Below are 14,186 nucleotides of genomic sequence, written 5' to 3'. Positions count from 1 at the left end.
AAAACAATGAAATTCAGTGAACTGTGGTTACGCGAATGGGTAAATCCGGCGATTGATAGCGATGCGCTGTCAAACCAAATCACGATGGCGGGTCTTGAAGTTGACGGTGTGGAACCTGTTTCCGGCGCGTTCAATGGCGTTGTGGTAGGTGAAGTGGTTGAATGCGGCCAACACCCTAACGCTGACAAACTGCGCGTCACCAAAGTGAATGTAGGCGGCGACCGCCTGCTGGATATCGTCTGCGGTGCGCCAAACTGCCGTCAGGGGTTGAAAGTGGCTGTGGCAACCGTTGGTGCCGTTCTGCCGGGCGATTTCAAAATTAAAGCCGCGAAACTGCGCGGTGAACCGTCTGAAGGCATGCTGTGCTCGTTCTCCGAGCTGGGTATTTCCGACGATCATAACGGGATTATCGAACTGCCTGCCGATGCGCCAATTGGCACCGATATCCGTGAATACCTGAAGCTTGACGACAACACCATCGAAATCAGCGTCACGCCGAACCGCGCCGACTGCTTAGGCATCATCGGTGTAGCGCGTGATGTTGCTGTACTGAACAAAGCCCCGCTGGTTGAACCGGAAATCGCGCCAGTAGCCGCGACCATTAGCGACGTCCTGCCGATTCAGGTTGAAGCCGTGGAAGCCTGCCCACGCTATCTGGGCCGCGTGGTGAAAGGCATCAATGTTAAAGCGCCGACCCCGCTGTGGATGAAAGAAAAACTGCGCCGTTGCGGTATTCGTTCTATCGATGCCGTGGTTGACGTGACTAACTATGTGCTGCTCGAACTGGGCCAGCCGATGCACGCATTCGACAAAGACCGCATTGAAGGCGGAATTGTTGTCCGTATGGCAAAAGAGGGTGAGACCCTGGTATTGCTGGACGGCAGCGAAGCGAAGCTGAATGCAGATACGCTGGTGATTGCGGACCACAACAAAGCGCTGGCGATGGGCGGCATCTTTGGTGGCGAACATTCCGGCGTGAATGATGAAACACAAAACGTCCTGCTGGAATGCGCATTCTTCAGCCCGCTGTCTATTACCGGTCGCGCGCGTCGTCACGGCCTGCACACCGATGCATCTCACCGCTATGAGCGTGGTGTCGATCCTGCGCTGCAACATAAGGCCATGGAACGTGCAACGCGCCTGCTGATTGATATCTGCGGCGGTGAAGCGGGCCCAGTCATTGACGTGACGAACGAAGCCACGCTGCCAAAACGCGCAACCATTACGCTTCGTCGTAGCAAACTGGATCGTCTGATCGGACACCATATTGCCGATGAGCAGGTGAGCGACATTCTGCGTCGTCTGGGTTGTGACGTGACGGAAGGGCAGGATGAGTGGAAAGCGGTCGCGCCGAGCTGGCGTTTCGATATGGAAATCGAAGAAGACCTGGTCGAAGAAGTCGCCCGCGTATACGGTTATGACAATATCCCGAACACGCCGATTCAGGCGGGTCTTATCATGGGTACGCATCGTGAAGCGGATTTGTCGCTGAAACGCGTAAAAACCATGCTGAATGACAAAGGCTACCAGGAAGTCATTACCTATAGCTTCGTCGACCCGAAAGTCCAGTCGCTGCTGCATCCGGGTGAAGAAGCGCTGCTGCTGCCAAGCCCAATCTCTATTGATATGTCGGCAATGCGTTTGTCCCTGTGGACTGGCTTGCTGTCTACGGTAGTGTATAACCAGAACCGTCAGCAGAACCGCGTACGTATTTTTGAAACGGGTTTACGTTTCGTGCCAGATACGCAGGCCAACCTCGGGATCCGTCAGGATCTGATGCTGGCTGGCGTGATCTGCGGTAACCGTCATGATGAACACTGGAATCTGGCAAAAGAGACCGTTGATTTCTATGATCTGAAAGGCGATCTGGAAGCGGTTCTCGACCTGACAGGCAAACTGGCAGACATTCAGTTCAAAGCTGAAGCGAATCCAGCACTGCATCCGGGTCAGTCTGCGGCGATTTATCTGAAAGGTGAACGTATTGGTTTCATTGGGGTTGTTCATCCTGAACTGGAACGTAAACTTGATCTGAACGGTCGCACTCTGGTGTTTGAACTGGAGTGGAATAAGCTCGCAGACCGCGTGGTGCCTCAGGCGCGTGAAGTTTCTCGCTTCCCAGCGAACCGTCGCGATATTGCAGTCGTTGTGGCAGAAAACGTTCCCGCTGCGGATATTTTATCCGAGTGTAAGAAAGTTGGCGTAAATCAGGTAGTTGGCGTAAACTTATTTGACGTGTACCGCGGTAAGGGTGTTGCGGAGGGCTATAAGAGCCTCGCTATCAGCCTGATCCTTCAGGATACCAGCCGTACACTTGAAGAAGAGGAGATTGCCGCTACCGTCGCCAAATGTGTAGAGGCATTAAAAGAGCGATTCCAGGCATCATTGAGGGATTGAACCTATGGCGCTTACAAAAGCTGAAATGTCAGAATATCTGTTTGATAAGCTTGGGCTTAGCAAGCGGGATGCCAAAGAACTGGTCGAGCTGTTTTTCGAAGAGATCCGTCGTGCTCTGGAAAATGGTGAGCAGGTAAAACTCTCTGGTTTTGGTAACTTCGATCTGCGTGATAAGAATCAACGTCCGGGCCGTAACCCGAAAACGGGCGAAGATATTCCCATTACAGCACGGCGCGTGGTGACCTTCAGACCCGGACAGAAGTTAAAAAGCCGGGTTGAAAACGCAACGCCCAAAGAAGAGTGATTTAACGATACGCAGAGTATGACGCGTATAACTAAAAAGGCCGCTATGCGGCCTTTTTCCTTTTCACTACCGAATCAGCACCGTAGAATCATCTCCATCTCTTTTCAGCAGAATGGAAAACATGCTGACTTTCGCCCATCAACAGCAGCGTCGAAACGTACGCTGGATACTGTCACTGTCAGTACTGATGCTACTGGCAACGATTCTAAGTTTGTGCGCAGGAGAACAATGGATCGCTCCCGGCGACTGGTTCAGCGCCCGCGGCGATCTGTTCGTCTGGCAAATTCGACTTCCCCGTACCCTTGCCGTTTTGCTGGTAGGCGCTGCATTGGCCTTATCTGGCGCAGTGATGCAAGCTCTGTTTGAAAACCCGCTCGCAGAGCCTGGATTACTGGGCGTATCTAACGGTGCGGGAGTCGGGCTTATCGCGGCGGTGCTGCTGGGGCAGGGGCAACTCCCAGGCTGGGCGTTGGGCCTTTGCGCCATTGCCGGAGCGCTGATTATCACGCTTATTCTGCTACGTTTCGCTCGTCGACATCTGTCTACCAGCCGCCTGCTGCTGGCGGGGGTGGCGCTGGGGATTATCTGCAGCGCGCTGATGACATGGGCTATCTACTTCTCTACCTCGTTTGACTTACGACAGCTGATGTACTGGATGATGGGGGGCTTCGGTGGCGTAGACTGGCATCAGGCCTGGCTCATGGTGGCGTTGATTCCGGTGCTGGTGTGGATCTGCTGTCAGTCGCAGCCGATGAATATGCTGGCGTTAGGAGAGACTTCTGCGCGTCAGTTGGGACTGCCATTATGGTTCTGGCGCAACCTGCTGGTGGTTGCCACAGGCTGGATGGTTGGCGTGAGCGTGGCTCTGGCAGGGGCGATTGGTTTTATTGGGCTTGTGATCCCGCATATTTTGCGACTGTGCGGCCTCACCGATCACCGTGTTTTACTGCCAGGTTGTGCGTTGGCTGGCGCAATCGCATTATTGTTTGCTGATGTTGTCGCGCGTTTGGTGCTGGCCTCGGCTGAGTTACCTATCGGCGTGGTAACGGCCACCATGGGTGCACCGGTATTTATCTGGCTATTGTTAAAAGCCGCGCGCTAGAACGCGTTGGTTCGGTCTATGATTAAAAACTGAAAATCCACCTGTTGTTCTGGAGATGCTATGCAAAACACTATCCTCTATACAGAAGTGACGACCATCAACGGCGAGGTTACCTCACTGCAGCCGTATTCCGGGAATGTGCTGTTAATCGTCAACGTTGCTTCAAAATGTGGACTGACGCCGCAGTACGAGCAACTGGAAAATCTGCAGAAAGCCTGGCACCAACAGGGCTTCAGCGTTCTTGGTTTCCCTTGCAATCAGTTTCTGGGCCAGGAGCCGGGCAGCGAAGAGGAAATAAAAACGTACTGCAGTACCACATGGGGCGTAACTTTCCCGATGTTCAGCAAAATCGACGTTAACGGCGAGGGACGCCATCCGCTGTATCAGAAGCTGATTGATGCCGCGCCAACGGCCGTTGCGCCTGCGGACAGTGGGTTCTACGAGCGAATGGCGAGCAAAGGTCGTGCGCCGCTCTACCCGGACGATATCCTGTGGAATTTCGAGAAGTTTTTAGTGGGTCGCGATGGAAAAGTGCTGCAACGATTCTCACCGGATATGACGCCTGAGGATCCCATCCTGGTGCAAACCATCAAGCAGGCGCTGGCAAACTAATGTCTCGATTGATGCAGCTACAGGACGTCGCGGAATCGACCCGTCTCGGCCCGCTTTCTGGTGAGATCAAAGCAGGAGAGATCTTGCATTTAGTGGGACCAAACGGTGCCGGAAAAAGTACGCTGTTGGCGCGTATGGCGGGTCTGACAAACGGAGAGGGCAGTATCACTTTTGGTGATATGCCGTTGGAGGAATGGCCGGCCGCCAGGCTGGCGCAATATCGCGCCTATCTTGCGCAACAGCAAAATCCGCCGTTTGCCATGCCGGTCTGGCATTTTCTGACGCTGCATCAACCCGACAAAGCACGCACCGATCTGTTACAGGAGATCGCCGATGCGCTCGGCCTGGGAGATAAACTGGGGCGCGGCGTGAACCAACTTTCCGGCGGTGAGTGGCAGCGTGTGCGCCTGGCTGCGGTTATCCTGCAGATTTGCCCACAAGCGAATCCATTAGGTCAGCTTTTACTGCTGGATGAGCCGATGAACAGTCTGGATGTCGCGCAACAAAACGCACTGGACCGCTTGTTGAGTCAGCTGTGTTTGCAGGGCATAGCGATTGTGATGAGTAGCCACGACCTTAATCACACCTTACGCCATGCACATAAAGCCTGGCTACTCAAACGCGGGAAACTGCTTGCCAGTGGTTCACGAGATGCGGTACTGACGCCGGCCAATCTGTCTGCGGCCTATGGCGTCAACTTCCGACGTTTGGATATTGAAGGGCACAGAATGCTCATATCAACCACTTAAGTGAAATGGGTTCTTGAAAATCATATAATTTCCACGCTAAATTGGCATAAAAATAAAATTCAGAGGATTCGTACTGAATGCGCTTTTGGCTCCTTTTCATCACAGCATTGTTTTTGGCGGGCTGCAGCAGCCATCGTGCGCCTGCGCCAAATGCCCGCTTGTCGGATTCTATTGCCGTTATCGCCGGTCTTAATGATCAGCTACAAACCTGGCATGGCACACCCTATCGTTATGGCGGTATGAGCCGTAGTGGGGTGGATTGTTCTGGATTTGTTTTGATGACGATGCGCGATAAATTCGACCTGCAACTTCCGCGCGATACGCGTACGCAATCAAAGATTGGTACCGAAATTGATAAAGACGATTTGCTGCCCGGCGATCTGGTTTTCTTTAAAACCGGGTCTGGGGAAAGCGGTCTGCATGTTGGTATTTACGATACCAATAATCAATTTATTCATGCTTCAACCAGCCGTGGCGTGATGCGCTCGTCTCTGGATAACGTTTACTGGCGTAAAAACTTTTGGCAGGCGCGACGTATTTAATCCCCCGCAACTCCGAGGCTGCCATCGAGTGCGCAGCCTCAACATCACCATTTGAAAGTTAACTTTTATTTCTGCTTTTGGTTAGACAATACCCCTGAACATTAAGAGCGTATCTTGCTAAAAATATGATTTATTCCGAGATATTAAAAAGTGCAAAGCTGGATATTCGCTTATAATCAGGATAAGCTAAAAAAAAGGATTCGATTTACCGGCTAAAAAGGGAAAAATGAAAGGGCCTCTACTTGCATCAGCAGTAACGTATTTCTCCATCCTTTGCTACAGGATGCCGGATAACACCCATGCAGCGGGGCTGGCACGATGATTGTTTCACTGGATAATCTTTACCATTCTGAGTTCTCTTTTCTTCCTGCGAGAAGCGAAAAAGGCGATCTTGAATTCGTCGATATCATCACCAGTTTCGCCAGTGCGCATGGGGATGTGCGTATACCCACCGAGCTGGTCCTACCTCGGATGTCAGACGACGAACAATGTCGTTTATTTGTAGAAAAACTAGAATTAATCGAAACGTGCCAACATTTTTTTATTCAGCGAAAAGTATCCGCCTGGATTAATTTAACGCCAGCAGTTGCTAATACTTTATTATCAGATACTGAATTTGCTTCACAAGTTGAACGATTTTCATTTCTGGAGCTGACTATTAATGAAAGCTATCCGGAGTTAAACAAAGGTAAAGATAATCCAATATTGGCCGCACTTGCTGCGCGATTTCCATTAGTCCTGACAAACTATGGTTCTGGCGGTATATCAACCCGGGCAATTTTTGACGGCCTGTTCAAACGCGTCGTGCTGGATAAAAACTTTGTTCAACAAAGGATTGCACATATTTCGTTTGAACCGTTTATGCGGGCTATTCTGGCGCAACTATCGCCCAGCTGTGAGTCAATAATCATTAGCGGAATTGATACACAAGAGATGCTGGAGCGCGTCTTGCCTGTGGGATTTAGTGCCATGCAGGGAGGATTGTGGCCTGCGGTGCCTCCTGCGCAGATAATTTCGCTCGCTAAGATATAACCCTTTTATTTGCTGGTGTTTAACAGCCTATTAACAGTCTACACTAGAGGCAGGAGGCCCTATGACCCTGTCTTTTACCACTCGCTGGCGTGATGAACTACCAGCAACCTATACCGCGCTTTCACCCACCCCTCTGAAAAACGCGCGCCTTATCTGGCATAACGATGCGCTGGCGGAGCAATTAGCAATTCCTGCGGCGCTATTTGATATTCCGACTGGTGCAGGCGTTTGGGGCGGCGAATCGTTGCTTCCCGGGATGTCGCCTTTAGCCCAGGTTTATAGTGGGCATCAGTTCGGCGTCTGGGCTGGTCAGCTTGGCGACGGACGTGGGATCCTGCTGGGCGAACAACAGCTCGCGGATGGTTCAACGTTTGACTGGCACCTGAAAGGCGCCGGACTCACGCCGTATTCCCGCATGGGTGATGGGCGTGCCGTGCTGCGCTCGACCATTCGTGAAAGCCTGGCCAGTGAAGCGATGTACTACCTGGGAATACCGACCACGCGAGCATTGTCGATTGTCACCAGTGACACGCCGGTTTATCGCGAAACGGTCGAAGCTGGGGCGATGCTCATTCGCGTGGCGCAAAGCCATATGCGGTTTGGCCATTTTGAGCATTTTTACTATCGCCGAGAGCCGGAAAAAGTGCGCGAGTTGGCTGACTTTGCGATTCGCCATTACTGGCCGCAATGGCAGGAAGAAGCCGATAAGTATCAGCTGTGGTTTAACGATGTTGTCACGCGTACTGCGACGTTAATCGCTGACTGGCAGGCGGTAGGATTTGCACATGGTGTTATGAACACGGACAACATGTCGATTCTGGGTCTGACGATGGATTACGGTCCATTCGGTTTTCTTGATGATTACGTGCCTGATTATATCTGCAACCACTCTGACAACCAGGGGCGATACAGTTTCGATAACCAACCGGCTGCCGCGTTGTGGAACCTGCAACGTCTGGCGCAAACCCTGTCGCCGTTTATCCAGGTCGAGGCGCTAAATGATGCGCTGGACAGTTACCAGCTGGCGCTGTTAACTCGCTATGGTCAGCGGATGCGGCAAAAGCTCGGCTTCTTTAGCGAGCAGAAAGACGATAACGAACTGCTTAGCGAACTGTTTAGCCTGATGGCGCGAGAAAGAAGCGACTATACGCGAACGTTTCGCATGCTCAGCGAAACGGAGCAGCACAGTGCGCAATCTCCGTTGCGCGATGAGTTTATCGACCGCGCAGCATTTGACGACTGGTTCACGCGGTATCGCTCGCGCCTTCAGCAAGACAATATTGCCGATGCAGTCAGACAAACACAGATGAAGGCGGTAAATCCGGCGATGGTATTACGTAACTGGCTGGCGCAACGGGCGATTAGCCAGGCAGAGCAGGGGGATTACGCCGAACTGCACCGGTTGCACCAGGTGTTGCGCACCCCGTTTGCCGATCGCGATGATGACTATGCCAGCCGTCCACCTGACTGGGGCAAACGGCTGGAAGTGAGTTGTTCAAGCTAAGGGGCCAGAAATACCTGCGGGGAGGCGTTGGCCGGATGCTGGCCAACGTGTACCTGAGCACCGTACCAGCGCTTCAGATCATCGGCCTGTAACACAGTTTCCGGTGTTCCCTGCGACACCAGCCTGCCGTTGTGCAGCAGCACTATTCTGTCTGCCCACAGTGCGGCGAGGTTCAGATCGTGAAGCACAATGCACACATGCAGCTCACCCGAAGCGGTTAGCGTTTTTAGCATGCGCAACAGATGCTGCTGGTGGTAAAGATCCAGCGCGGAGGTCGGTTCATCAAGGAATAACCAACCGCGAGGCGCACCGTCGCACCAGAGTTGCGCCAGCGCACGGGCTAACTGCACTCGCTGTTGCTCGCCGCCGGAAAGCGCGGCGTATTGCCGGCCTGCCAGAGGCGTACATCCGGTCATCTCCATTACCTGTGCAATAAGCTCAGGTTCCGGTCGTTGGGTCCAGGGCGCGCGACCCATCGCGATGACGGCCTCTACCGGCCAGTCAAATCCCAGTTGCGTTTGCTGACGCATTACCGCCCGGTGTCGCGACAGCATTTGGGTAGGCCACTCCTCCAGCGGTTTGCCCGCCAGCACGCAGCGCCCGGTAGCCGGTTTCAGAAAACCGGTCAGCAAGCGTAGCAGAGTGGATTTCCCCGCACCGTTTGGGCCGATGAGCGCCACCAGTTCACCTTTTGTAAGGGCGAGTGATACGTCGTCGATCACCGCTCTGCCAGCTACGTGATAGTGAAGCCCTTCAGCGATGAAATGTTCAGCCATGCGGTCCTCGCTGACGAAAAATAAGCCATAAAAACCACGGTGCGCCGAGAATACTGGTCAACAGACCGACCGGCATCTCCGCAGGCGCAACCGCCGTACGGGCCAGTGTGTCGGCAATCAGCAATAAAAACGCGCCCGCCAGCACGGAACCCGGAATAACGGCCCGATGGTCTGAGCCGAGCCACATACGTATTAAATGTGGGATGACCAACCCGATAAAGCCAATCACGCCGCTTACCGCCACGGCTGAGGCAACCAGTAGTGCGCTACAAAGCAGCAAAATACGCTGGATTGTACGCACATCAACGCCGAGATAATGCGCCTCTTCCTCACCCAGTTGCAGAAGATTCAGCGCCGGAGCAAGTCGCCAGATGATCAGCACTGTCGGGATTGTCAGTGAAGTGACAGCCAACAGTGTGGACCACTGCGCGGCCCCCAGACTTCCCATTCCCCATAGCGACAGCTGGCGCAGTTGCGCATCATTACTGACCCACGACAAAACGCCAACCGCCGCCCCACAGAGCGCGTTAATGGCAATGCCGACCAGCAGCAGGCGTGAGAGTGAACCGTCGCGCTGTTGGCTAAGGATAAAAATCACTACGGTTGCCGCCAGCGCGCCGAAAAAAGCGGCCAGCATTGGAGCATACAACATCAGCAGCGCGGGCAAGGAGACAGGCAGCACCACCCACAGGGCCACAGCGCAGGCGGCGCCGCTGCTTATTCCCAGTAATCCAGGGTCTGCAAGTGGATTGCGAAACAGCCCCTGCATCACGCAGCCCGCGAGCGCCAGAGAGCCGCCAATCACCAGCGCCAGCAGGACGCGGGGCAGACGAATCGTGAGCCAGATTTGACGCAGTGCCTCATCGCCATCACGCCAGAGCAGACTTACCGGCAGGCGCAACGCGCCAAAACCGGTAGCCAGAACCGTCATTACAACCAGCATCAATGCCAACATCCACAATGAACAGGTGATCCGCCGGGACATCAGGGCAATTGCTCCGCTTTAGCACGAAGCTGCAAAATAGCCTGTGGCGTGCGAACGCTGAAGCCCAACAGCGCCATATCGTCAACCTGCAATACCTGTTTATTCCTTCCGGCAGGTGTTTGCGCAAGTCCCGGTAGCGCCCACAGGTTTGCCTCGCCACCCATCGCCTTAACACCTTCTTGTGAAATCACTACCAGATCGGGCTGGCTGGCAATGACGCCTTCTTGTGACAGCGGCTGATAGCGATTAACGCCCTGCATCGCGTTGCGTAGACCTGCGGCACGAATCGCCGCATCGGCTCCGGTTTGCTGGCCCGCCGCCATCGCGCTCATCCCGCCATGATTGAGAATAAACAACACACGCTTATTAAGTTCAGATGACGGGAGCGTCGCCAGTTCCTGACGTAACGTTGCGCGCAGCGTTTCGCCGTCGGCCCCCCGATGAGTAGCCTCGGCGATAACCCGAACTTTTTCATCAATCGCGTTAAGATCGTTGCTTGCTGGGATCGTGACAACCCTGACGTTGCTCTGCTCGAGCTGTTTTAACACCAGAGAAGGCTGCGCCTGCGCGCTGGCAAGGACCAGCGTAGGGCGTGTGGCAAGGATCCCTTCGGCGTTGAGCTGGCGCAAATAACCAACATCAGGTAACGCGGTTGCCGCAGCAGGCCATTGGCTGGTGCTGTCTCTCGCCACAAGGGAGGGTTGTGCTCCCAGTGCGTATACGATCTCGGTGACATCGCCACCGAGGGCAACAACTCGCTCCTCGGGCGCAGCCAGTGCGGCGAAGGGCAGCAGCGCGATCAGGGCCAGCAGTTTTTTCATGCGGCCAGTCCTTTCGGCGTTAGCGCGTCAATCTGTGTGCGCCATTGCGTCTGTTCCGGCTCGCCTTCAGTACGTTGACCATACAATTGTGCGATTTGCGTACCGTCGGCAGCAAACAGTTCCAGACTGGTGACGTGGCCATCGACGGTCGGTTTGCGCGTCACCCACGTTTCGGCCACGCTCTCTTCCAGCAGATGCAGGGTAAAGGTTGGGTTGAAGATGTTTAGCCAGCCTTTCATCGGTACCAGTTTTTCAATCACGCCGGTAAAAATCTGTACACAGCCGCGATTACCCACAAAAACCATAATTTCGTTGCCATCCTGACGCGCGGTGTCGAGTAACTGCGCCAGTGCATTATTAGAAACCTTACAGGCCAGATCGTCGCCTACCAGATTAAATGCCTGTTGGCGGGTGAGTTCATGGCGTTTCAGCAGACCGAAGAACTGGTGGACATCGGTCATCGCTCGCCACTCTTGATCAACGGTCTGCGCATCGACCGTGACGGCGGCAGGCGCGGAATTGTTGGCGGGTTGCAGTGCCAGCGGCGGGTTTTCTGCAAAGATGAAACGGGTCAGCAACGCTGCCCATTCCTCAACGAGGGTATTTTGCGTGGTATAGACCTTCAGCAGCGCATCACCCTGATGGTCGAAGAACTGAATGCTCTGACGCTCACCATGGGCGGTTGTTTCGCTGATATGAAAGGTGCTGGCCCACTGATTCAGGAACAGACGCAGATCGAGGGCGCGCGGATTGAGAACCAGCCCAGCATGACCGTTGAGGTGCTGATTGGTAAAAGCACCTACCTGCTCATGTACTGCGTATTCATTGCGGCAAATACATTTGGTTTCGCCAACTGCTTCCAGTGCGCTGAGAATTTCACGCACTTCACCACGTAAGCGCCAGGCGTCGTGACCGACGCGTGCAAAGGTCAGTTCGGCTTCGCTAATATTCATCAATCCCGCAATATCACGTGCGTATTTGCCAGGATTTTCTTTCTTCAGTTCCAGCCAGCGTGTGTAATGATTCATTGTCTCTTCCTTCCAGATTGCGGCCCCGGCGAACCGGGGAAAAGTGATTACCACTGATAACTCACGAAAATTTTGCCATTACGACCATCCTGCGGAATGCCTTGCGGCGACCAGTACTCTTTGTCGAAGGCGTTGCCCAGTACCAGCGTGGTGGTCATGCCTTTCAGCGCTTGTTGGCCCTGATAGCTGACGTAGAAATCGTTTACCGCATAGCCGGGCTGTTTAGCGTAGGTGCTGCTGATATGCGTTGAACGGTCAGCAAATGTCCCTATCCAGCCGACAGAGAAACCGCTGTGCGCAACTGGCACATTCAGTTTGCTGGTGACGGTGTCCGGGTTAATGCTTGAAATGTATTCGCCGGTGTCAGTATCTTTTCCGCGTGTGCGGTTATAGGCCATGTCGAGGCTGAACAGATCGGTGGAATATTTCGCCATCACATCCCAGCCCCAGATTTTGGCGTTGGGTACGTTATAGGACATGGTTGTCGCAGCGGCGAAATCGACGCTGGTGGAGATGTAATCTTTCGCTTTGGTGTCGAAATAGCTGGCTTTAAATTCGAGCGCGTCGCTCGCCATCAGAAGATCGTCAAAGCGCAGGCCAAATCCGTATTCCTGTGTTTCGTTGGTTTCCGGGCGCAGGTTAGGGTTCGGCACCCAGTAGTTGGTGTAAAAACGACCAATCGAGAAGTGTTTCGCATCGTTATACATCTCGCCCATAGTCGGGGCACGGAAAGCCTGAGCGTATGAACCGAACAGCATCAGCCAGTCAGTTGGCGCAACCGTTAATCCGGCGCGGGACGACCATTTATCGGCATCGACATCTTCATAACCGTCGCTGCTGCCGCGATAAGAGTCATAACGGGTACCGCCCAGCAGCGTAACCGGCAGGTCGCGCAGGGTGATTTCATCCTGGAGCCAGCCGGAGCTGAAATCGATCTTAGCCTCCGGGAAACCAGTTGTTGCTCCTCCCGGTTGTTGTTCCTGACGATAGTATTCACCGCCGTAGGTCAACAGGTGAGATGCAAAAGAGTCGGTAAACAGACGGCTGCGGTTGTCGATCTTCCCGCCTTTGGTGGTTTGCTTGCGAAATTCGCCAGTGTTATCTGCATTCTGAGCATTAATGCGCGCTTCGGACCAGTAGATACGGGCGTCAGCGTTCAGCCAGTCATTGTCCGCCGGAGCGAGCGAGTAGGTCAGTTGCGCATCACGCTGGATCGTTGAACGGTTGGTCATCGGATTGCTGGCATCCGCCGCGCTGGTCTGCGGGTTTTTAGGTTCTCGGGCGTCATTATTGTAGTAACGCAGCGAACCGGCCAGCGTCTGGGCGCTGTCAATTTTCCAGCTACCTTTCGCCAGCATATTGTTAATTGCTTCGTCATTCGGCGCAGTAGTACCGTCACTCTGGCGTAAATCACCGCGATCGCGGCTGGACCAGGCAAGCAGTCCGTCCAGCGTATCGGTACGGCCATACGTGCTGGCGCCCATGCCGAGACTGTGATCGCCGGTCGCCGCGGTACCGAACACGCGATAACCACTGTTTTTCCCGACGTCCAGTAGATCTTTGGCATCTGCAGTGTCATAGGCGATCACGCCGCCTAGCGCGCCGCTACCGTACAGTAGTGCGGAAGGGCCACGCACGACTTCGATGCGTTTGATAAGCGCCGGGTCGAGGAAGGTACTGTTCAGGTGTCCGGTGTCGGTTCCCTGACGAACGCCGTCAACCAGTACCAGAACTCCGCGTCGATCATAGCCGCGCAGATTCACGTCCTGGCCGTTGGTACGGCCCGTACCGTCAAGGGTCAGGCCTGGAACCTTACGTAACAGGTCGGCAGCCGAGCTGGCGGTTTGGTTTTCTGGGGCGGTGGCGTCAATGACGCTAACCATCATTGGCGCTTCAAAGGCGCTACGGGCATTGCCGGTGGCGGTAACGGTCATATCCTCGACCGCCGCCCAGGCGACGGCGGGCAGGTTACTGATAATCGCCAGCGCCAACAGCGATGGGCGCAGGGAAGCGGTGTGCAGGTAAGGCATAGCAACTCTCCATTAGGAAATCGAAAAGCGCTGGCTGCCTGGGTATGACCTGGGTGGCTGGCGAAATGTGTTGTTTATTTAGTCAGAATGAGTTTTCCGGCTTGTGTCTGGCGCAGCAGGTAGTGCTGACCATCATGTTCTATGATCACGCGTCCTTCGTTACCAAGCAGGGTTTTACTGTCAATTCGTCGCTCGTTTGGCGCGACGGAAGGCGGTGTTTTGTCTTTTGCGGGCGTTGCCGTTGTGTTATCCATACGTGACATAGTGTTTAAAAATAACAATCAATGTAACAATGATAATCATTATC

General features: G+C 54.1%; 14 protein-coding genes. 8 read left to right on the top strand and 6 right to left on the bottom strand.

Translation table 11 applies throughout. From position 1 onward, the window contains the following. Window positions 1-6 precede the first annotated feature (6 nt). The 8 genes from pheT to selO all read left to right on the top strand — a co-directional run bounded on the left by pheT (window position 7) and on the right by selO (window position 8,239). Complete coding sequence (gene pheT, locus GHC22_RS13440; protein WP_032943162.1) at window positions 7-2,394, top strand: phenylalanine--tRNA ligase subunit beta; 2,388 nt, start codon at window positions 7-9, stop codon at window positions 2,392-2,394. Between the two features lie 4 nt (window positions 2,395-2,398). Then, window positions 2,399-2,698, top strand: a complete 300-nt coding sequence (gene ihfA / locus GHC22_RS13435) for an integration host factor subunit alpha (RefSeq protein WP_003030571.1) — start codon at window positions 2,399-2,401, stop codon at window positions 2,696-2,698. A gap of 121 nt (window positions 2,699-2,819) precedes the next feature. After that, window positions 2,820-3,800, top strand: coding sequence for a vitamin B12 ABC transporter permease BtuC (gene btuC / locus GHC22_RS13430; RefSeq protein ID WP_003832584.1), 981 nt, complete (start codon window positions 2,820-2,822; stop codon window positions 3,798-3,800). A gap of 60 nt (window positions 3,801-3,860) precedes the next feature. Then, a complete protein-coding gene (locus tag GHC22_RS13425; protein ID WP_153753237.1) occupies window positions 3,861-4,412 on the top strand; it encodes a glutathione peroxidase in 552 nt (183 codons plus the stop codon). Next, window positions 4,412-5,161 (top strand): vitamin B12 ABC transporter ATP-binding protein BtuD, encoded by a 750-nt coding sequence (gene btuD / locus GHC22_RS13420; RefSeq protein ID WP_008784579.1) that lies wholly within the window; start codon window positions 4,412-4,414, stop codon window positions 5,159-5,161. The genes GHC22_RS13425 and btuD overlap by 1 nt, the downstream gene beginning before the upstream one ends. A gap of 77 nt (window positions 5,162-5,238) precedes the next feature. Continuing rightward, complete coding sequence (locus GHC22_RS13415) at window positions 5,239-5,703, top strand: NlpC/P60 family protein (protein ID WP_003832591.1); 465 nt, start codon at window positions 5,239-5,241, stop codon at window positions 5,701-5,703. A 318-nt stretch (window positions 5,704-6,021) separates the two neighbouring features. Next, entirely contained in the window at window positions 6,022-6,735 is a 714-nt protein-coding gene (locus tag GHC22_RS13410; protein WP_048235505.1) for an EAL domain-containing protein, read from the top strand. A 61-nt stretch (window positions 6,736-6,796) separates the two neighbouring features. After that, window positions 6,797-8,239 (top strand): protein adenylyltransferase SelO, encoded by a 1,443-nt coding sequence (gene selO / locus GHC22_RS13405; RefSeq protein WP_103285103.1) that lies wholly within the window; start codon window positions 6,797-6,799, stop codon window positions 8,237-8,239. Here the strand turns inward: selO and GHC22_RS13400 are convergent. The 6 genes from GHC22_RS13400 to hemP form a co-directional block, all read right to left on the bottom strand. Beyond that, window positions 8,236-9,015 (bottom strand): heme ABC transporter ATP-binding protein, encoded by a 780-nt coding sequence (locus GHC22_RS13400; protein ID WP_153753236.1) that lies wholly within the window; start codon window positions 9,013-9,015, stop codon window positions 8,236-8,238. The genes selO and GHC22_RS13400 overlap by 4 nt on opposite strands. Further along, window positions 9,008-10,000, bottom strand: a complete 993-nt coding sequence (locus GHC22_RS13395) for an iron ABC transporter permease (protein ID WP_153753235.1) — start codon at window positions 9,998-10,000, stop codon at window positions 9,008-9,010. Before GHC22_RS13395 ends, GHC22_RS13400 begins: the two co-directional genes overlap by 8 nt. Continuing rightward, window positions 10,000-10,821: a hemin ABC transporter substrate-binding protein gene (locus GHC22_RS13390; protein ID WP_153687165.1), complete on the bottom strand. Its 822-nt coding sequence runs from the start codon at window positions 10,819-10,821 to the stop codon at window positions 10,000-10,002. The genes GHC22_RS13395 and GHC22_RS13390 overlap by 1 nt, the downstream gene beginning before the upstream one ends. Next, complete coding sequence (gene chuS / locus GHC22_RS13385) at window positions 10,818-11,849, bottom strand: hematinate-forming heme oxygenase ChuS (RefSeq protein WP_153753233.1); 1,032 nt, start codon at window positions 11,847-11,849, stop codon at window positions 10,818-10,820. The genes GHC22_RS13390 and chuS overlap by 4 nt, the downstream gene beginning before the upstream one ends. A 47-nt stretch (window positions 11,850-11,896) precedes the next feature. Continuing rightward, window positions 11,897-13,879 (bottom strand): TonB-dependent hemoglobin/transferrin/lactoferrin family receptor, encoded by a 1,983-nt coding sequence (locus GHC22_RS13380; RefSeq protein WP_008784586.1) that lies wholly within the window; start codon window positions 13,877-13,879, stop codon window positions 11,897-11,899. A gap of 74 nt (window positions 13,880-13,953) precedes the next feature. Further along, window positions 13,954-14,142 (bottom strand): hemin uptake protein HemP, encoded by a 189-nt coding sequence (gene hemP / locus GHC22_RS13375; RefSeq protein ID WP_032943171.1) that lies wholly within the window; start codon window positions 14,140-14,142, stop codon window positions 13,954-13,956. Between the last annotated feature and the right edge of the window lie 44 nt (window positions 14,143-14,186).

The sequence above is a fragment of the Citrobacter sp. H12-3-2 genome, from assembly GCF_009649895.1.
Lineage (GTDB): Bacteria > Pseudomonadota > Gammaproteobacteria > Enterobacterales > Enterobacteriaceae > Citrobacter > Citrobacter portucalensis.
This window is presented reverse-complemented; position numbering and strand designations above follow the sequence as displayed.